Annotated in this window: 18 protein-coding genes; 11 read left to right on the top strand and 7 right to left on the bottom strand. The window is 64.4% G+C overall.

The window, feature by feature from the left end:
- The first annotated feature begins 69 nt into the window (after positions 1-69).
- The 6 genes from hemC to rsd all read left to right on the top strand — a co-directional run bounded on the left by hemC (position 70) and on the right by rsd (position 5564).
- Positions 70-1011 carry a hydroxymethylbilane synthase gene (hemC, locus tag AC0SZ7_RS15445; RefSeq protein WP_475505200.1) on the top strand — a complete coding sequence of 314 codons (942 nt, stop codon included), beginning with the start codon at positions 70-72 and terminating at the stop codon, positions 1009-1011.
- On the top strand, positions 1008-1772 hold the full coding sequence (locus tag AC0SZ7_RS15440) for a uroporphyrinogen-III synthase (RefSeq protein WP_475505199.1): 765 nt from the start codon (positions 1008-1010) through the stop codon (positions 1770-1772). Before hemC ends, AC0SZ7_RS15440 begins: the two co-directional genes overlap by 4 nt.
- 27 nt (positions 1773-1799) lie before the next feature.
- Positions 1800-2912: a uroporphyrinogen-III C-methyltransferase gene (locus AC0SZ7_RS15435; protein ID WP_475505198.1), complete on the top strand. Its 1113-nt coding sequence runs from the start codon at positions 1800-1802 to the stop codon at positions 2910-2912.
- On the top strand, positions 2909-4147 hold the full coding sequence (locus AC0SZ7_RS15430) for a heme biosynthesis HemY N-terminal domain-containing protein (RefSeq protein WP_475505197.1): 1239 nt from the start codon (positions 2909-2911) through the stop codon (positions 4145-4147). The genes AC0SZ7_RS15435 and AC0SZ7_RS15430 overlap by 4 nt, the downstream gene beginning before the upstream one ends.
- Positions 4148-4343: 196 nt before the next feature.
- Entirely contained in the window at positions 4344-4859 is a 516-nt protein-coding gene (locus AC0SZ7_RS15425) for a disulfide bond formation protein B (RefSeq protein WP_475505196.1), read from the top strand.
- Positions 4860-5087: 228 nt separating this feature from the next.
- On the top strand, positions 5088-5564 hold the full coding sequence (rsd, locus tag AC0SZ7_RS15420) for a sigma D regulator (RefSeq protein WP_475505195.1): 477 nt from the start codon (positions 5088-5090) through the stop codon (positions 5562-5564).
- A gap of 30 nt (positions 5565-5594) precedes the next feature.
- Here the strand turns inward: rsd and AC0SZ7_RS15415 are convergent, their stop codons facing one another.
- The gene (locus AC0SZ7_RS15415) at positions 5595-6251 is read right to left on the bottom strand and encodes an FKBP-type peptidyl-prolyl cis-trans isomerase (protein ID WP_475505194.1); all 657 of its coding nucleotides are present in this window, start codon (positions 6249-6251) and stop codon (positions 5595-5597) included.
- A 239-nt stretch (positions 6252-6490) separates the two neighbouring features.
- Between AC0SZ7_RS15415 and AC0SZ7_RS15410 the strand changes: the two genes are divergently transcribed.
- A complete protein-coding gene (locus AC0SZ7_RS15410) occupies positions 6491-7408 on the top strand; it encodes an AlgP family protein (RefSeq protein WP_475505193.1) in 918 nt (305 codons plus the stop codon).
- Here the strand turns inward: AC0SZ7_RS15410 and AC0SZ7_RS15405 are convergent.
- Positions 7405-7872: a TIGR02444 family protein gene (locus AC0SZ7_RS15405; protein WP_475505192.1), complete on the bottom strand. Its 468-nt coding sequence runs from the start codon at positions 7870-7872 to the stop codon at positions 7405-7407. The two genes, AC0SZ7_RS15410 and AC0SZ7_RS15405, sit on opposite strands and share 4 nt — an antisense overlap.
- 50 nt (positions 7873-7922) lie before the next feature.
- Here AC0SZ7_RS15405 and AC0SZ7_RS15400 point away from each other — a divergent pair, with 50 nt between their 5' ends.
- Positions 7923-9833 (top strand): ATP-binding cassette domain-containing protein, encoded by a 1911-nt coding sequence (locus AC0SZ7_RS15400; RefSeq protein WP_475505191.1) that lies wholly within the window; start codon positions 7923-7925, stop codon positions 9831-9833.
- A gap of 151 nt (positions 9834-9984) precedes the next feature.
- The gene (locus AC0SZ7_RS15395) at positions 9985-10617 is read left to right on the top strand and encodes a LysE family transporter (protein WP_475505190.1); all 633 of its coding nucleotides are present in this window, start codon (positions 9985-9987) and stop codon (positions 10615-10617) included.
- 60 nt (positions 10618-10677) lie between these two features.
- Here the strand turns inward: AC0SZ7_RS15395 and AC0SZ7_RS15390 are convergent, their stop codons facing one another.
- Positions 10678-11208, bottom strand: a complete 531-nt coding sequence (locus tag AC0SZ7_RS15390) for a DUF5384 family protein (protein ID WP_475505189.1) — start codon at positions 11206-11208, stop codon at positions 10678-10680.
- Between the two features lie 8 nt (positions 11209-11216).
- On the bottom strand, positions 11217-11723 hold the full coding sequence (locus tag AC0SZ7_RS15385; protein WP_475505188.1) for a hypothetical protein: 507 nt from the start codon (positions 11721-11723) through the stop codon (positions 11217-11219).
- A 235-nt stretch (positions 11724-11958) separates the two neighbouring features.
- Here AC0SZ7_RS15385 and AC0SZ7_RS15380 point away from each other — a divergent pair, with 235 nt between their 5' ends.
- On the top strand, positions 11959-12411 hold the full coding sequence (locus tag AC0SZ7_RS15380) for a YaiI/YqxD family protein (RefSeq protein ID WP_475505187.1): 453 nt from the start codon (positions 11959-11961) through the stop codon (positions 12409-12411).
- Between the two features lie 67 nt (positions 12412-12478).
- On the opposite strand, the gene elbB is transcribed toward AC0SZ7_RS15380, so the two are convergent.
- Both elbB and AC0SZ7_RS15370 read right to left on the bottom strand, forming a co-directional pair.
- Positions 12479-13138 carry an isoprenoid biosynthesis glyoxalase ElbB gene (elbB, locus tag AC0SZ7_RS15375; protein ID WP_475505186.1) on the bottom strand — a complete coding sequence of 220 codons (660 nt, stop codon included), beginning with the start codon at positions 13136-13138 and terminating at the stop codon, positions 12479-12481.
- An 82-nt stretch (positions 13139-13220) separates the two neighbouring features.
- A complete protein-coding gene (locus AC0SZ7_RS15370; RefSeq protein WP_475505185.1) occupies positions 13221-13808 on the bottom strand; it encodes a DedA family protein in 588 nt (195 codons plus the stop codon).
- A 393-nt stretch (positions 13809-14201) separates the two neighbouring features.
- On the opposite strand from AC0SZ7_RS15370, the gene ppk1 reads away from it, so the two are divergent.
- Positions 14202-16427: a polyphosphate kinase 1 gene (gene ppk1 / locus AC0SZ7_RS15365; RefSeq protein ID WP_475505184.1), complete on the top strand. Its 2226-nt coding sequence runs from the start codon at positions 14202-14204 to the stop codon at positions 16425-16427.
- Here the strand turns inward: ppk1 and ppx are convergent.
- Complete coding sequence (gene ppx / locus AC0SZ7_RS15360; RefSeq protein ID WP_475505183.1) at positions 16414-17916, bottom strand: exopolyphosphatase; 1503 nt, start codon at positions 17914-17916, stop codon at positions 16414-16416. The two genes, ppk1 and ppx, sit on opposite strands and share 14 nt — an antisense overlap.
- Between the last annotated feature and the right edge of the window lie 173 nt (positions 17917-18089).

The raw sequence follows: 18089 nt of genomic DNA, 5'->3' as shown, positions 1-18089 counted from the left end.
CGCTCCGGCCGACATGCTGCTCCCGCGATGCTGGTATGATCGGCCTATCTACCCAGCACGGATTGATTCATGCCTACTCGCGAGATCCGCATCGCCACCCGTAAAAGCGCCCTGGCCCTGTGGCAGGCCGAATACGTCAAGGCCCGCCTGGAACAGGCACACCCTGGCCTGTTGGTGACCCTGGTGCCGATGGTCAGCCGCGGCGACAAGCTGCTCGACTCGCCCCTGTCGAAAATCGGCGGCAAGGGCCTGTTCGTCAAGGAGCTGGAAAACGCCCTGCTCGACAACGAAGCCGACATTGCCGTGCACTCCATGAAAGACGTGCCCATGGACTTCCCCGAAGGCCTGGGCCTGTACGTCATCTGCGAACGCGAAGACCCGCGCGACGCGTTCGTTTCCAACACCTACGCAAGCCTTGATGCGCTGCCGGCCGGCAGCGTGGTCGGCACCTCCAGCCTGCGCCGCCAGACCCAGTTGCTGGCGCGCCGGCCCGACCTGCAGATCCGCTTCCTGCGCGGCAACGTCAACACCCGCCTGGCCAAGCTCGACGCTGGCGAGTACGACGCGATCATTCTCGCGGCCGCCGGCCTTATCCGCCTGGGCTTCGAAGACCGCATCACCGACAGCATCAGCATCGAGCACAGCCTGCCTGCGGGCGGCCAGGGCGCGGTGGGTATCGAGTGCCGCACCGGCGACAGTGAGATCCACGCCCTGCTGGCGCCGCTGCATCACCACGACACTGCGGCACGGGTCACCGCCGAGCGCGCCTTGAACAAGCACCTCAACGGCGGCTGCCAAGTGCCAATCGCCTGTTACGCCGTGCTTGAAGGTGAGCAACTGTGGCTGCGTGGCCTGGTGGGTGCGCCCGACGGCGGCCGCCTGCTGAGCGCGCAGGCCCGCGCACCGCGGGCCGAGGCCGAACGCCTGGGTATCGAGGTGGCTGAAGCATTGCTCAAGCAGGGCGCCGATCAGATCCTCAAAGCCGTGTACGGCGAGGAAGGCCACCCGTGAATGGCTGGCGCCTGCTGCTGACCCGCCCGGCCGAGGAATCGGCCGCCGTGGCGCAAGCGCTGGGCGCCGCCGGCATCTACAGCGCAAGCCTGCCGCTGCTGAGCATCGAACCGTTGCCCGTGACGCCTGAAATGATCACCCAGGTGCTGGCGCTGGCGCAGTACTGCGCGGTCATTGCGGTGAGCAAGCCTGCGGCGCGCCTGGGGCTGGACCTGGTCGACCAGTACTGGCCGCAGCCGCCTATACAGAGTTGGTTCAGCGTGGGCACCGCCACTGCCGCCATCCTCGAGGACTACGGCCTGCGCGTGCATGTGCCGCCAGAGGGCGACGACAGCGAAGCACTGCTGGCCCTGCCGGCGTTGGCCGACGCGCTGGCCCAACCGTACCCGCGGGTGTTGATACTGCGGGGCGAAGGTGGCCGCGAGTTGTTGGCCGAGCACTTGCGCGAGCGGGGTGCTACTGTCGATTATCTGCAGCTCTACCGTCGCAGCCTGCCCACTTATCCGGCGCAGGCGCTGTACCAGCGGGTAACGGCGGAACGCCTGAACGCGCTGGTGGTCAGCAGTGGGCAGGGTTTTGAGCATTTGCAGCAACTGGCCGGTGAACACTGGCCACAATTGGCTGGGCTGCCGCTGTTCGTGCCCAGCCCGCGAGTCGCCGCCCAGGCCCGGGCCGCCGGCGCTCGCCATGTAGTGGATTGCCGTGGTGCGAGTACCGCGGCCTTGCTGGCGGCCCTGCAAGAACACCGCCTACCCGGGTGAAACCTGCCCAATGCAAAGGATGGATACGTGAGCGAAACAGTCTTGCCCCAAGATGATCTGCAGTCGACGCCCCAGGCGGCTGTCCCCCCTGCGGTGAAGAAGCCCGGCCGTGGTGCGGCCGGTATCGCGGTCGTGGCCTTGCTGCTGGGCGCCGCAGGCGTGGCGGTCGGCGGCTGGAGCGTCTGGCAGTTGCGCCAGTTGCAGGCCGGCCACCAGGCCCAGTCCGGGCAACTGCAAGCGCTCGACAGCCAGGCCCAGGCGCTCAGCCAGGGCGAACAGGCCTTGACCAGCCGCCTTGGGCAGCTGCCCAGCGCTGATGAATTGGAAGACCGCCGGCGCCTGGTAGCGCAGCTGCAGGGCGACCAGCAGCGCCTCAGCCAACGCCTCGAAACCGTGCTTGGCGCCAGCCGCAAGGACTGGCGCCTGGCCGAGGCCGAGCACTTGCTGCGCCTGGCCAGCCTGCGGCTCTCGGCGTTGCAGGACATCGCCAGCGCCAAGGCGCTGGTGCAGGGTGCGGACGAGATCCTGCGTGAACAGGATGACCCGTCGGCCTTCGCGGCGCGCGAGCAGTTGGCCAAGACCCTGGCGGCGCTGGCCAGCGTCGAGCAACCCGACCGTACCGGCCTGTTCCTCCAACTGGGTGCACTGCGCGACCAGACCGTGGGGCTCTCGGCCCTGGCGCCGGAGTTCCAGGCCCAGGGTGATGCCGCGCGTGCTGCACTGGCCGGCGATGATGATCGTTGGGAGCGCTGGTGGCACAAGATCTCCAGCTATTTCCGCGTCGACTTCCGCCCTGACGAAAACATTCGGCCGTTGCTGGCTGGGCAGAGCCTGAACCAGGTGCGCCTGGCCCTGAGCCTGGCGATCGAGCAGGCGCAATGGGCGGCGTTGAATGGCGAACCCAAAGTGTACGGCCAGGCGCTGGACGAGGCGCGCAGCATCCTGCTGGCCAGCTTCAACCAGGACAACACCGAAAGCCGCGCCATGCTGGCCGGCCTCGACGCCCTCAAGGGCCAGCCGGTGTCGGTGGTTACCCCAGACCTGAACGCCAGCCTGGAAGCCGTGCAGAACTACCTTGAGCATCGGCACATGCCCGCCGAGGCGCTGATGACCCAGCCGCAAGCGGGGGCGCGCCAATGAAGCGTGCCTATGTCCTGGTCTTCATCGCCATTGCCGTGGCCGTCGGCCTGGGGCTGGGCATCGCCAAGCACCCTGGCTACGTGCTGATCGATTACCCGCACGTGTTCCGCTACGAGTCGGGGCTGTGGTCCACCCTGGCTGCCTTGGTGGTGCTGGTACTGGTGGTGTTCGTGTTGTGGGTGCTGCTCAGCCTGGTGCTGACTTCCGCAGGCGTGGTCAACCCCTGGTCCGGCCGCAACCGCCAGCGCCGTGTGCAAGTCGCCATCGAGCAGGGCCAGCTGGACCTGGCCGAAGGGCGCTGGGCCAGCGCCCAACGCAACCTGCACCGCGCCGCCGAAGGCGAGCGCCAACCCTTGCTGTATTACCTGGGCGCCGCCCGTGCCGCCAATGAGCTGGGCCGTCACGAAGACAGCGACAACCTGCTTGAGCGAGCCCTGGAGCGCCAACCGCAGGCCGAGCTTGCCGTGGCCCTCACCCACGCGCAGCTGCAGGTGGACCGCAACGACATGGAGGGCGCGCGCAGCACCCTGGAAGCCATGCGCGAACGCCACCCCGGCAACGTCCAGGTGCTGCGGCAATTGCAGCGCCTGCACCAGCAACGGGGCGACTGGACTTCCGTCATCCACCTGCTGCCCGAGCTGCGCAAGAGCAAGGCGGTCACGGCCGCTGAACTCACCGCGCTCGAGCATCGTGCCTGGGGTGAAAACCTTACGCTGACCTCCACCCGCGAAGACGGTGAGGCGGCGGTCGAAGCCCTCAAGCGCGCCTGGGAGCAGCTCAGTGCCGGCCAGCGCCAGGAGCCTGCCCTGGTACTGGCCTACGCCGACCAGCTGCGCCAGTTGGGCGCGCAGGCCGAGGCCGAAGCCATTCTGCGTGCTGCCCTCAAGCGCGGTTACGACAGCCACCTGGCTCGCCTGTATGGCTTGGTGGTGGGCAGCGACCCTGCCAAGCAGCTGCAAACGGCCGAGGGCTGGCTCAAGCAGCATGGCGACGACTCCAGCCTGCTGCTGACCCTGGGGCGTCTCAGCCTGCAGAACAGCCTGTGGGGCAAGGCACGCGACTATCTGGAAAGCAGCCTGCGCCTGCAACGCAACCCGGAAGCGTGCGCCGAGCTGGCGCGCCTGCTGGCCCGCCTGGGTGACACCGAGCGCAGCAACCAGCTGTTCCAGGAAGGCCTGGGCCTGCTGGATGAACGCCTGCTGGCACTGCCGCTGCCGGAGCCGGCACGCGCCTGAAGCACTTGTCGTAGAGCGCCTGGTAACGCTGCTCATGCGTTGCCAGGCGGGCTCCTGCACTCGCCTTTCTCTATCCCTTCAATCCCAGTCGGAATTTCCCTACACGAATTGGGAAATGTCCTTCAGGACACAGCTTGAAAGCATTCACGGCTTTCCTCTAACGTAGTTTTCCAACTGTCGCGTTACTGGATTTGCCATGGTACTGGCTCGATCGCGGTCCTTGTTTGTGCTGGGTTTCCTCATGTCCACGGGCGTTCTTGCCGCAGCGTATTACCTGCAATGGCAGGTGGGCCTGGTGCCGTGTTCATTGTGCCTGGTGCAGCGCTTTTTCATTGCCCTGCTGGCCGTCTCGTGCCTGGCCGCCTGCTTGCACCGTCCCGGGCCGCGGGGCATCCGTGGGTATCTGTGGGCCAATACCCTGCTGATCATGGCGGCGGCTGCGGCGGCATTGCGGCAGCTGTGGCTGCAAGCCAATGGCGAGCAACCCAAGGTGGCCTGCCAGCCCGGCCTTGACTACCTGATGGCTACCTTACCCTTCCCCGACGCGCTCAGGACCTTGCTGCTGGGCACGCCTGAATGCGCCCGCGTCAATTGGACGCTGCTGGACATGAGTGTCCCGGAATGGAGCCTTCTGGCCCTGATCGGGCTGCTGCTGTTAACCCTGGTGGGGTGGCTGCAAGCGTTGCGCAGGGGCGCTCGCGCCCCGTCGTGACGGGGTGCGAGTCCCGGTTTTCCGGGGCGTGGTGCCAGTGCCCTGGTTAAACACTTGTATGAACTTTATCGAAGGGGCACTTGAAGCGGCAGACGCACGGGCATAATCTCCCAGCACGCACCATAGAAAAACAGACTGCTTCGATTGCTGCTTTTTCCGAACGGTTCCGCATCCCAGCTGTCTTGGAATGGGCCGATGGCGGCATGACCCAAAAGGGAAGAAAAGACCATGTTGGAAAGTTGTCAGAATGCTCAGGAACGCTGGGGTGGGGTGCACAAGCTGATTGACCGCTGGCTGCAGGAGCGGCAAAAGCTGGTCGAGGCTTTCGACAAGCTCGGCGAAACGCCAGAAGCGCTGGCCGGCAACCGCAAGAAGCTCAAGGAGTTCTGCGGCGTGCTGGTGGACTACGTGTCCGCAGGGCACTTCGAGGTCTACGAGCAACTGATCGCCGAAGCCAAGGCGTTCGATGATGAGCGCGGCCTGGAACTGGCCGACACGATTTTCCCGCGCATCGAGGCCATTACCCAGTTCGCGCTGGATTTCAATGACCATTGCGACAAGGGCGACTGCTCGTGTGCAACCACCTTGACCGGCAAGCTCAAGGAGCTGGGTTCAAGGCTGCACGAACGTTTCGAGCTGGAAGACTGCCTGATCGAAGTGCTGCACAACGCGCACAAGGAAGAAGGTGCCGCCGTTCAGGCGTGAACCGGCCATCAGCACTGCAGGGCGGGGGCGTCAGGCGCCCACGTCGAGCAGGCTGATTTCAAACACCAGTGGGCTATAGGGCGGAATCAGGTCCCCCGCACCGTCAGCGCCATAAGCCTGCTGCGACGCAATCACTACCCGCCATTTCGCACCCTTGGGCATCTTCAGCAAGGCTGTGCGCCACCCGGCAATCACGCTGTCCAGGCGGAACCACTGCGCTTGCTGGTTCTGGTCGAACACCGTGCCATCGGGCAGCATGCCCTTGTACGTCACCTGCACGCGGCCATTGGCCGTTGGCATCGGCCCGTTACCGGGCGCCAGTTCGGTCACCAATACCCCGTCCGCAAGTTCATGCACCCCAGCCCTGGTGCGTTCGCCCGCCATGAAGCGCTGTTCGGCCATCAATGCCTTTTCCACAGGCGAGGGCGCAGGCTCGGCACTGGCCTGGGCGTCATGTTCGCGCAGGATCTGTTCGATGCGTTCGGGTGGCAGCGCCAGTGGCTTGTTCTCGTAGGATTGCTGCAGCCCCTGGATAAGCGCCTGAATGTCCACGCCAGGCGCCTCTTCGCGCAAACGCTCGCCCAGGCTGGCGCCGAGGCTGTAGGCCAGGTCGTGGGGGGTGGCAGGCTCATCGGCGTGGGCGATGCCAATCAACAGCCATGACGACAACAGCAGGTAACGCGACATGGAGGAATTCCCTGTTCGAAGGCGGGTGATTATGCCAGTCTCGCAAGTTGCCAGGCGAAGAGATTTCAGGCCCATGACAGCAGACTTTTCCATAACTTCTACACTTGTCTCGAACTGCCTTTAAAAACAACTTTGCCCAGGCATGCAACGCGGCTCGTTTGGCACTGTCAACAATGTCTAGCGGTGACACTTGCACAGGTCTAGTATGAGCCGCAATCACGTCAGCCAGGAGGTAACCCATGTCGGCTAACAAGAAGCCAGTCAATACCCCGTTGCATTTGCTCCAACAGCTTTCGAGCAGCCTGCTCGAGCATTTGGAAAGCGCCTGTTCCCAGGCCCTGGCTGATGCCGAGAAACTGCTTGCCAAGTTGGAAAAACAACGCGGCAAGGCTCAGGAAAAACTGCACAAGTCACGCAGCAAACTTCAAGACGCGGCCACCGCAGGCAAAGCCAAGGCCCAGGCCAAGGCAAAAACGGCCGGTGCTGAACTTGAAGAATTGCTTGAAGCATTGAAAGAGCGCCAGGCCGAAACCCGTAATTACATCGTGCAACTCAAGCGCGATGCCCAGGAAAGTTTGAAGTTGGCCCAGGGCGTTGGTCGTGTGCATGAAGCCGCTGGCAAGGCGTTGACCCAGCGTTCGGCCAAGCCTGCTGCCGCCACGGCACCGGCCAGGAAAACCCCGGCGCGTGCCGCTGCCAAGCCTGCCACCGCCACCAAGGCTGCGGCCAGCAAGCCAGCTGCTGCCAAGCCAGCCGCCAAAGCTGTTGCTGCCAAACCTGCGGCCAAGGCCACCACCGCCAAGCCTGCAGCCAAGCCGGCTGTTGCGAAGACAGCTGCAGCCAAGCCCGCTGCCGCGAAACCGGCCGCTACCAAGGCGCCGGTCAAGGCAGCTGCCAAGCCTGCTGCGGCTAAACCTGCAGCGAAGGCCGCTAGCACCGCCAAACCTGCAGCCAAACCTGCCGCCGCCAAGCCTGCGGCTAAACCTGCCGCCAAACCAGCGGCCAAAGCTGCGCCACGTACCGCCGCGAAGAAACCAGCTGCCCCAGCAGTCAAGGCTGCCGCTACCCCTGCTGCCAGCGCCCCAACCCCGGCCGCTGCGGCCCCGGCGCCTTCGAGCCCGGCCAACAGCAGCGCGCCAGCGCCAAGCGCTTCCTAACCGGCGACACTCGCGGCGTGCAGCCTTTGCAGCGCGCCGCGTTGTTTCTCCCGGGCAATGGGCGGCGCCACGCCGTCCAGCCAGGCCGCCAGGTCGTCGGCACCCTCTGCCTGCCAGTCCTGGGCAAGCAACTCGATGCGTTCCAGCAATTGCCGTTCGGCTTCCAGCTCCAAGGCTTTCACCTGCTCGCGTAATGCTTCCAGCTCCGGGTCGCCGGCGGCCGCGTCGCGCCAGTTCTGGCGCAGTTGGCGCAAGGGCCGTATTACCTCGTCGTGCCAAGGCTGCCCCAGGTCGCGCAGGCGCGCCAGGCGGTCGCCGTTGCAGGCCACCCCCAATTGTCCCAGCCATGCCGCCCCCAGCAGCAGGCACACGTTCGCGCCTTCGGCCTGCAGTTCAAGGCAGGCTTGCTCAATGCCCAGGCGAGTGTAAAGATCCAGAGAAAAGCCCCACAGGTCAGAGTGCATAGTCCTTCTCGCGCCAGTTGTCGTCGAAGCTGGTAGACTCCGCCGCCATTATGATTCGACTTCAAAGCCTTACTTTACAGCGTGGCCCGCAGCGTCTGCTAGAAGACGCCGAGCTGACCCTGCACGCCGGTCAGAAAGCCGGCCTGATCGGTGCCAACGGCGCCGGCAAATCCACCCTGTTCGCCCTGCTGCGCGGCGAGCTCGTGCCCGATTCCGGTGACTGTTTGCTGCCGGCTGATTGGCGTATAGCTCACATGCGCCAGGAAGTCGATACCCTCGACAGAATAGCCGTTGACTACGTTCTCGACGGGGATTTGCGCCTGCGCGAGGTGCAGCAGCAGTTGGCCGTGGCCGAGGCCGCCCATGACGGCGCCGCACTCGCCCGCTTGCATGCCGAGCTGGACAGCGCCGACGGTTATACCGCCGATGCGCGGGCCCGCAAGCTGCTGGCCGGCCTGGGGTTCACCAACGAGCAGATGGACCGGCAGGTAGCCAGCTTCTCCGGTGGCTGGCGGATGCGCCTGAACCTGGCGCAGGCCCTGATGTGCCCGTCCGACCTGCTGCTGCTCGACGAGCCCACCAACCACCTGGACCTCGACGCCATCCTGTGGCTGGAAGACTGGCTCAAGAGCTACCCAGGCACCTTGATGCTGATTTCCCACGACCGCGACTTCCTCGATGCCGTGGTCGACCACGTGGCCCATGTAGAACAGTGCAAGCTGACCCTGTACCGGGGCGGCTACACCGCGTTCGAGCGCGCCCGTGCCGAGCGCCTGGCGCAGCAGCAGCAAGCCTACGAGAAGCAGCAGGCCCAGCGCGCGCACATGGAAAAGTACATCGCGCGCTTCAAGGCCCAAGCCACCAAGGCTCGTCAGGCGCAAAGCCGGATCAAGGCGCTGGAGCGGATGGAAGAGCTGTCCGCCGCCCACGTCGATTCGCCATTCGACTTCGTTTTCCGCGAATCGCAGAAAATCTCCAGCCCCTTGCTGGACCTGTCCGAAGGCCGCCTGGGCTATGGCGACAAGGTCATCCTGGAGAAGGTCAAGCTGCAGTTGACCCCGGGCGCGCGCATCGGCCTGCTTGGCCCCAACGGCGCCGGCAAGTCGACCCTGATCAAGAACCTCGCCGGCGAGCTGTCGCCCATCGGCGGGCGCCTGGTGCGCGGTGAAAACCTCACCGTGGGTTACTTCGCCCAGCACCAGCTCGACTCGCTGGACAGCAAGGCCAGCCCGCTGCTGCACCTGCAACGCCTGGCGCCGACCGAGCGCGAACAGACCCTGCGCGACTTCCTCGGCGGTTTCGACTTCCGTGGCGCACGTATCGACGAGCCGGTGCTGAACTTCTCCGGTGGTGAAAAGGCGCGACTGGCCTTGGCACTCATTGCCTGGGAGCGGCCGAACCTGCTGCTGCTCGACGAACCCACCAACCACCTGGACCTGGAAATGCGCCTGGCGCTGACCATGGCCTTGCAGGAATTCAGTGGCGCGGTGTTGGTGGTCTCCCACGACCGTCACCTGCTCAAAAGCACCACCGACGACTTCCTGCTGGTGGCTGACGGCAAGGTCGAAGCCTTCGACGGCGACCTGGACGACTACACCCGCTGGCTGGCCGACTACCGCCTGCGCAATGCGCCGGTGAGCAGCACCCCGGTCAACCCGGACAAGACCGACAAAAAGGCCCAGCGCCAAGCCGCAGCTGCCCTGCGCCAGCAGTTGGCACCGCACAAGCGCGAAGCTGACAAACTGGAAGCTGAACTGGGCAAGGTCCATGAGCAGTTGGCCAAGGTCGAGGCTGCGTTGGGTGACAGCGGTATCTATGAGGCCGCCCGCAAGGACGAGCTGCGCGACCAGCTGGCCCAGCAGGCCAAGCTCAAGGCCCGCGAGGCCGAGCTGGAAGAGGCCTGGATGCTGGCGCTGGAAACCCTGGAAACCATGCAGGCTGAGCTCGAAGCGTTGTCTTAGTGGTGCCTTGGACGCCGCCTGCGGCAGCTGCTACGGATTTTCGTAGCAGCGGCCGCAGGCCGCGTCCGGCCGCAAAACCGATATTCTCGTGGCGTTTTCCCCCCGCAAGCAGTAGGTTTACCGGTCTACTGATTTTGTTACGAGGTGCGTCATGGCGCTGCAAACCTGGCTGGCATTCTTTGCCGCCTGCTGGATCATCAGTCTTTCCCCGGGCGCTGGCGCAATCGCGTCGATGTCCTGCGGCCTGCAGTACGGTTTCGTACGCGGCTACTGGAACGCACTAGGGCTGCAACTGGGCCTGATCCTGCAGATCGCCATCATCGCCGCCGGCCTTGGCGCCGTGTTGGCCGCCTCGGCCACCGCGTTCACGCTGATCAAATGGTTCGGCGTGTTCTACCTCGTCTACCTGGCGATCAAGCAGTGGCGCGCCCTGCCCATGGACATGTCCACCGATTCGGCCGTGCGCCCCATCGGCAAACCCATGAGCCTGGTGTTCCGTGGCTTCCTGGTCAACGTCAGCAACCCCAAGGCCCTGGTGTTCATGCTGGCGGTGCTGCCGCAGTTCATCAACCCCCACGAGCCGCTGGTGGCGCAGTACGTGACCATCGCCGCCACCATGATCACCGTCGACCTGCTGGTCATGGCCGGCTACACCGGCCTTGCCGCCAAGGTGCTGCGCCTGCTGCGCACGCCCCAGCAGCAACGGCGCGTCAACCGCACCTTCGCCGGCCTGTTCATCGCTGCCGCGACCCTGCTGGCCACCCTGCGCCGCGCGCCGGTGTAGGCGGCCACTGCAACAGGTACAAAAAAGCCCACCGAAGTGGGCTTTTGCGTTTCTGGCGTATCAGTTGCCGAACCATTTACTTGAACGGTTGACGTCGGCCTTGCCAGTGTCTTCCAGCAGCGCCTTGGTGCCGGAGCTGACATTGCGCGTGGCATCGGCCTTGGATTGCACCACGTCGGTCTGGGCAGCGCTGCTGCGCAGGTCGGCGTCGATGTAGTCGTTGGCGCGGTCGGCCTTGGCTTTCATCGCTTGCAGCTTGAGCTTGCGCTCTTCGATGTCCAGGGCGCGGTCTTCGTCTTCCTGTTGCTCGGCGCGGGTGCGCAGGCGGGTGTTTTCCTGGGCGACGGCCTTGCGCTCGGCGGCTACCTGTTCGGCGGCACGCGCCTGCGCAGCGGCACGGGCGCGGCGATTGGCTTCGTCGCGGGCCTGGGCCTTGGCCTGCTGGTCTTCCCATTGGCGCTGGTAAGCGGCCTGCTGGGCGGCTTCCACTTGCTGTTGCTGGACTTCGATCTGGTGCAGCTGGTCGAATTGCCCGGCATCGGCCTGGGCCGCCAGCAGCGACAGGGTCAAGGCAATGAGTGTGCGATTCATGATCGGTTTCAGCCTTTGACAGGTTCAGGGCAGGTGGCGTTAGGCTGGATGCGGGTTTCGTTGTTGAGCATCATCACCATCAGCGAAACGCTACCCGGGGTGAATTGGCAAGGCTTGCCAACCTGAGCCGAGGTGTAGATCTTGCCGTTGTCCGAGTAGCCCAGTAGCACGCCTGGCACCAGGCTGGTTTCGCTGACCATGGAGCCGGCCAGGGCACCTGCGGCGCCGCCGCCCACTGCGCCGATCACGCCGGTGTCGCGGTTGTGGCTGGCGCCCAGTGCGCCGCCGCCGACTGCGCCCAGCAGGCCGCCCACAACTTGCGCGGCCTGACGGTTGGCGGCGTTGCTGACTTTGATCTTGGTAGGGGAAACGGTCAGGATCTGCACAGTCTTGGCAGGCTGCTTGGTGTTGACCTGGCTGGCGTCGAACACGTCTGCCTGGTAGTCCTCACCGGTGGCTTGGCAGCCGGCGAGTGCGGCAGCGAGGGAAAGAACAGCCACGGTTTGCTTGAACATGAAATTACTTCCTTGCATCCATTTAGGTGAAACGGCTTCCTTGCGCCCATCGGTATTGCCACGCAACGAAATCGCCTTGTGTCTTGAAAACGACAATGTCAATTTGCTATCAAGAAAATTGTAACTAAAACAAACTAGTTAGTGAACTATTTAATCGCTCGACAGTCTTCAGCGCGCAGGCGATTGCCATCGTCGGTGCCGTACACTGGCGTTTTTTTCCAGCAGTGAGTCAACCATGCGCGTTTGGATCGATGCCGACGCCTGCCCCAAGGCGGCCAAGGATCAAGTCATCAAGTTTGCCCTCAAGCGCCAGTTCGAGGTGCTGATGGTGGCGGGGGTGCCCCTGATCAAGCCGGCGTTCGCCTGCGTGAAGCTGGTGGTGGTGCCGGCGGGGCCGGATGCGGCGGACGATTACCTGGTGGAACACGCCGTGCCGGGGGAATTGGTGATCTGCAGCGACGTGCCTTTGGCCGACCGGCTGGTGAAAAAGGGCGTGGCCTGCCTGGACCCACGCGGCAAGGAGTTCGACGAGCGCAATATGGGCGAGCGCCTGGCAGTGCGCAACCTGTTCACCGACCTGCGCGAGCAGGGGCAGGTGGGTGGTGGCCAGGCAGGGTACGGGGACAAGGACAAGCAGGCGTTTGCCAATAGCCTGGACCGCATTCTCACCCGCCTGGCGCGCAGCTGAAAAAACTCCCGTAGCAGCGGCCGCAGGCCGCGTCCCGCGTATGCCCGGACGCAGCCTTTGGCAGCTGCTACGCGGTGGTGAGCTCCAGCACCCGGTCCACCAGTTTGTTGATGCCTTCGGCGGCCTCGCCGATGGATTTCGCGCTCATGTAGGCAGGCGTGCTCACCAGCTTGCGCGCCGTGTCTTCGACAATGTCGCCGACCGCGCAGCGTTCGTGGGTGCCGCCCATCTTGTCGATGGCCTTGGCCGTTTCCTCGTCGGTGCCGATGGTGCAGGTCACGCCCGGGCCGTAGATCTTCGCGGCCAGGGCTGGGGAGATGCAGATCAACCCCACCGGCTTGCCGGCTTCAGCGAAGGCTTCAGCCAGTTCCAGCAGCTGCGGGTTCAGCGTGCAGCCAGCGCCCTGGGTGGCGAAGTTGGAAAGGTTTTTGGCCGCACCGAAGCCGCCGGGCACGATCAGCGCATCGAATTCGTCGACATCGGCGTCGGCGAGGTCCTTGACCTCGCCGCGGGCGATGCGCGCCGACTCGACCAGCACGTTGCGGGTCTCGGGCATTTCCGCGCCGGTGAGGTGGTTGATCACGTGCATCTGCTGGATGTTCGGCGCAAAGCATTGCACCTGTGCGCCGCGCTGGTTCAGGCGCAGCAGGGTGATCACGCTTTCATGGATTTCGGCGCCGTCATAGACGCCGCAGCCGGATAGGATTACGGCAACTTTCTTGGTCATGCTCACTTCTCCCAACGCTGTCCCTGTATACCTGAGCTTACCAGTACATGGAGCACACGGGCGGCGTTGGGTTCAGTGGCCGTTACTCGGCGTTTTGGCTAGCGGCCAACTTGCGCGCCACCCGGGCCGCCTTGATGCGCCGGCGCAGCCACAGCAGGCCACCCAGCACCAGCAGGCCACCCAGCACCCACAGCTCGTATTTCTTGATGTTGCCCAGCAGCCCTTCGAGGATGGCGCCGAAGTGGTAGGCTGCCAGGGCCAGCACCGTGGCCCATACCGCAGCGCCAATGCCGTTGAGCAGCAGGTAGCGACGCGGCGGGTAGCCGGACAGGCCAATGGCCACGGGCATCACTGTGCGCAGGCCGTAGACGAAGCGGAAGCTCAGCACCCAGATGTCGGGGTGCTTGCGAATGTGCTCCAGCGCCCGGTCGCCCATGAGCTGCCAGCGCGGTTTGCGCGCGAGCAATTTGCGCCCATGCTTGCGCCCCAGGAAATACCACAGCTGGTCGCCGGCGTAGCTGCCGAAGAAGGCAACCACCACCACCAGGTTGATATCCATGTATCCGCGGAACGCAAGAAACCCGGCCAGGACCAGAATCGTCTCGCCTTCGAAAAACGTACCAAGAAAGAGGGCCAGGTAGCCGAAATCCTGCAGAAATTGTTGGAGCATTGTCTGGATGCTGGCGAAATGAACGCGCAGCCTAACCCGTCGCGGCCATTCGTGAAAGTGTCGAAATGTGTCTCGACGTGAACAGCGTGCAGAATGACAATGTCTGAGGCTATCTGGATGGCGTTGACGCAAGATTGTCATGCAACCGTCATAATGGCCGCTTATAACTGTCGCGCCGGCCCGCACGCGTGGGCCCAGGAGTTTGCCGTGAGCCGTGCCCGCGCCCTGCGCCTGCCCTCCAGCCACCGTCAGTGTGATGAGTTGGCGTCCCGCCTCGTCAGTGCTATTAGCCCCACTGCCGACGACACGATCGTGCCAGATGCTGCCTCACCTGATTGCAAACCGTGCCGCTCAACTGAATGAGAGGGCAATTGAGCCCTTCAGGAACGCTAGATGAATAACGAAGCACTTCACGAAACTGCCGTGAAAGAAGCACAGCCCGTGCTTGAGCAGATCATCGAAACGCCACCGGCCATGGAACCGGTCGAAGAGCCCGTGGCCGACGCCACGCCCACCAGCGCCCCGGCGCCGGTGGCCGTGCCGGGCCTGGATGACAGCAGCCTGTACATCCACCGCGAGCTTTCCCAGTTGCAGTTCAACATCCGCGTGCTGGAACAGGCACTGGATGAGTCGTACCCGCTGCTGGAACGCCTGAAGTTCCTGCTGATCTTCTCCAGCAACCTTGATGAGTTCTTCGAGATCCGCGTGGCGGGCCTGAAGAAACAGATCACCTTCGCCCGTGAACAGGCTGGCGCCGATGGCCTGCAGCCGCACCAGGCGCTGGCGCGCATCAGCGAGCTGGTACACGGCCATGTGGACCGCCAGTACGCGATCCTCAACGATATCCTGCTGCCCGAGCTTGAGAAGCACCAGGTGCGCTTCATCCGCCGCCGTAACTGGACCACCAAGCTCAAGACCTGGGTGCGCCGCTACTTCCGCGACGAAATCGCGCCGATTATCACCCCCATCGGCCTCGACCCTACGCACCCGTTCCCGTTGCTGGTGAACAAGAGCCTGAACTTCATCGTCGAACTGGAAGGCATCGACGCCTTCGGCCGCGACTCGGGCCTGGCCATCATCCCGGCGCCGCGCCTGCTGCCACGCGTCATCCGCGTGCCGGAAGAAGTGTCGGGCACCGGCGACAACTTCGTGTTCCTGTCGTCGATGATCCACGCCCACGCCGATGACCTGTTCCAGGGCATGAAGGTGAAGGGCTGCTACCAGTTCCGCCTGACCCGTAACGCCGACCTTGCGCTGGACTCCGAAGACGTCGAAGACCTGGCCCGCGCCCTGCGCGGCGAGCTGTTCTCGCGTCGCTACGGCGATGCTGTGCGCCTGGAAGTGGCCGACACCTGCCCCAAACACCTGTCCGACTACCTGCTCAAGCAGTTCAGCCTGTCGGAGTCGGAGCTGTACCAGGTCAACGGCCCGGTCAACCTCACGCGCCTGTTCAGCATCACCGGCCTGGACAGCCACCCGGAGCTGCAATACAAGCCGTTCACCCCGGCCATCCCCAAGCTGCTGCAGAACAGCGAGAACATCTTCAGCGTGATCAGCAAGCAGGACATCCTGCTGCTGCACCCGTTCGAATCGTTCACCCCCGTGGTCGACCTGCTGCGCCAGGCCGCCAAGGACCCGCACGTGCTGGCCGTGCGCCAGACCCTGTACCGCAGTGGTGCCAACTCGGAAATCGTCGATGCGCTGGTGGACGCCGCGCGTAACGGCAAGGAAGTGACCGCGGTCATCGAGCTGCGCGCCCGTTTCGACGAAGAGTCCAACCTGCAGATGGCCAGCCGCCTGCAGGCCGCAGGTGCCGTGGTGATCTACGGCGTGGTGGGCTTCAAGACCCACGCCAAGATGATGCTGATTCTGCGCCGTGAAGCCGGCGAGATCGTGCGCTACGCCCACCTGGGTACCGGCAACTACCACGCCGGCAACGCGCGCCTGTACACCGACTACAGCCTGCTGACCTCCGACGACGCCTTGTGCGAGGACGTGGGCAAGCTGTTCAGCCAGCTGATCGGCATGGGCAAGACCCTGCGCATGAAGAAGCTGCTGCACGCGCCGTTCACGTTGAAGAAGGGCATGCTCGACATGATTGCCCGCGAGACCCAGTTCGCCCTGGAAGGCAAGCCGGCGCACATCATTGCCAAGTTCAACTCGCTGACCGATCCCAAGATCATCCGCGCGCTGTACAAGGCCAGCCAGTCAGGCGTGCGTATCGACCTGGTGGTGCGTGGCATGTGCTGCCTGCGCCCAGGCATCGCCGGGGTGTCGCACAACATTCAGGTGCGCTCGATCATCGGCCGCTTCCTGGAGCACACCCGGGTGTTCTACTTCCTCAATGGCGGCGAAGAGCAGATGTTCCTGTCCAGCGCCGACTGGATGGAGCGCAACCTGGACAAGCGCGTCGAGACTTGCTTCCCGGTAGAGGGCAAGAAGCTGATCCTGCGGGTGAAGAAGGAGCTGGAAAGCTACCTGACCGACAACACCCACTCGTGGATTCTGCAGCCGGACGGCCGCTACGTGCGTAGCTCGCCTACCGGCAACCAGAACCCGCGCAGCGCCCAGGACACTCTGCTGGAGCGCCTGAGCATCCCGATCCTTACCGTACGGTAAGGATCACGCCGACCCGGGTCAGCCACTCCGCTTCCAGCGCGAAGTCGGCCTGGGTCAGCTGGTTCTCTTCCAGCCAGCCAGCCGGGAACTCCACTTCCAGGCTGTCCTGGCCGGCATACAGCTTCACGGTCGGCATTTCCTGGGTACCACGGATGTGGTGGAACAGGATCGCGAAGCGCAGCAGCACGCACAGGCGAATCAGCTTGATGCCGTCGTCGCCGAAATCGGCGAACTTGTCCTTGGGAATATTGCGCCGGTGGCCACGCACCAGCAGGGCCAGCATTTGCTGGTCTTCGCGGGAGAAGCCGGCCAGATCCGAGTGCTCGATCAGGTAGGCGCCGTGCTTGTGGTAGTGGTAGTGGGCGATGTCCAGGCCCACTTCGTGCACTTTAGCCGCCCAGCCCAGCAGTTCACGCCATACGCCGTCTTCCAGGCCCCAGTCCTCGGCTACCTGGTCGAAGGCATGCAGCGCCTTGCGTTCTACCCGCTCGGCCTGGTCCAGGTCCACGTGGTAGCGCTCCATCAGCGAGCTGAGGGTGCGCTCGCGCACGTCTTCGTGGTGGTGGCGGCCCAGCAGGTCGTACAGCACGCCTTCGCGCAGGGCGCCTTCGCAGTGGTCCATGCGCTGCAGTTCCAGGGCGTCGAAAATAGCCTCCAGAATCGCCAGGCCCGCCGGGAATATCGAGCGACGGTCAGGCTTGATGCCGTCGAAGTCGATCTTGTCGACGTCGCCCAGCTTGAACAGTTTGCGCTTGAGCCAGCTCAAGCCCTCGGCATTCACCTCGCCAGTGCCGTGGCCGCCGGCTTTCAGGGCCAGACCAATGGCGCGGATGGTGCCCGAGGAGCCGATGGCTTCATCCCAGGTCAGGCGGTGCAGGGCATTTTCGATGCTCATGATTTCCAGGCGCGCGGCGGTGTAGGCCTGGGCGTAGCGCGCCGGGGTGATCTTGCCGTCCTTGAAATAGCGCTGGGTGAAGCTCACGCAGCCCATCTGCAGGCTTTCGCGCAGCAGCGGTTCGAAGCGCTGGCCAATGATGAACTCGGTGCTGCCGCCGCCGATGTCGGCCACCAGGCGCTTGCCGGGGGTGTCGGCCAGGGTGTGCGAGACGCCCAGGTAGATGAGGCGTGCTTCCTCGCGGCCGGAGATGACCTCCACCGGGTGCCCGAGGATTTCCTCGGCGCGGCGGATGAATTCACCACGGTTGCGCGCCTCGCGCAGGGCGTTGGTGCCCACGATGCGCACGGCGCCCAGGGGCAGGCCGTTGATCAGTTGGGAGAAACGCTTGAGGCAATCGAGGCCGCGCTGCATGGACTCTTCATCCAGGTTGCGCTGTTCATCGATGCCCGCCGCCAATTGAACCTTTTCCCCCAGGCGCTCGAGAATGCGGATTTCATTATGGTGGGCCTTGGCCACCACCATATGAAAGCTGTTCGAGCCCAGATCGATGGCGGCGATCAGGGAAAGGTTCTTGGGGGTGGCTTGCGGCATGGTCTGAGAATCCCGGTCGATAACCCTGCCATCGTGCCACGAACCAACCCTGCCGCCAACGCGTTTGCAGAGGATGCCCGCCGATACGTAGCTGCAACTGTATTGTGGGAGCTGGGGTGGCCGCGCGGGGTTTTTTGGCCCCCCACCCCCCGGGCCGCCCCCCCCCCCCCCCA

Source organism: Pseudomonas sp. JC1203, from assembly GCF_056175065.1.
Note: the sequence above shows the minus strand (reverse complement) of the source record. Positions and strands in the feature narration are given on the sequence as shown.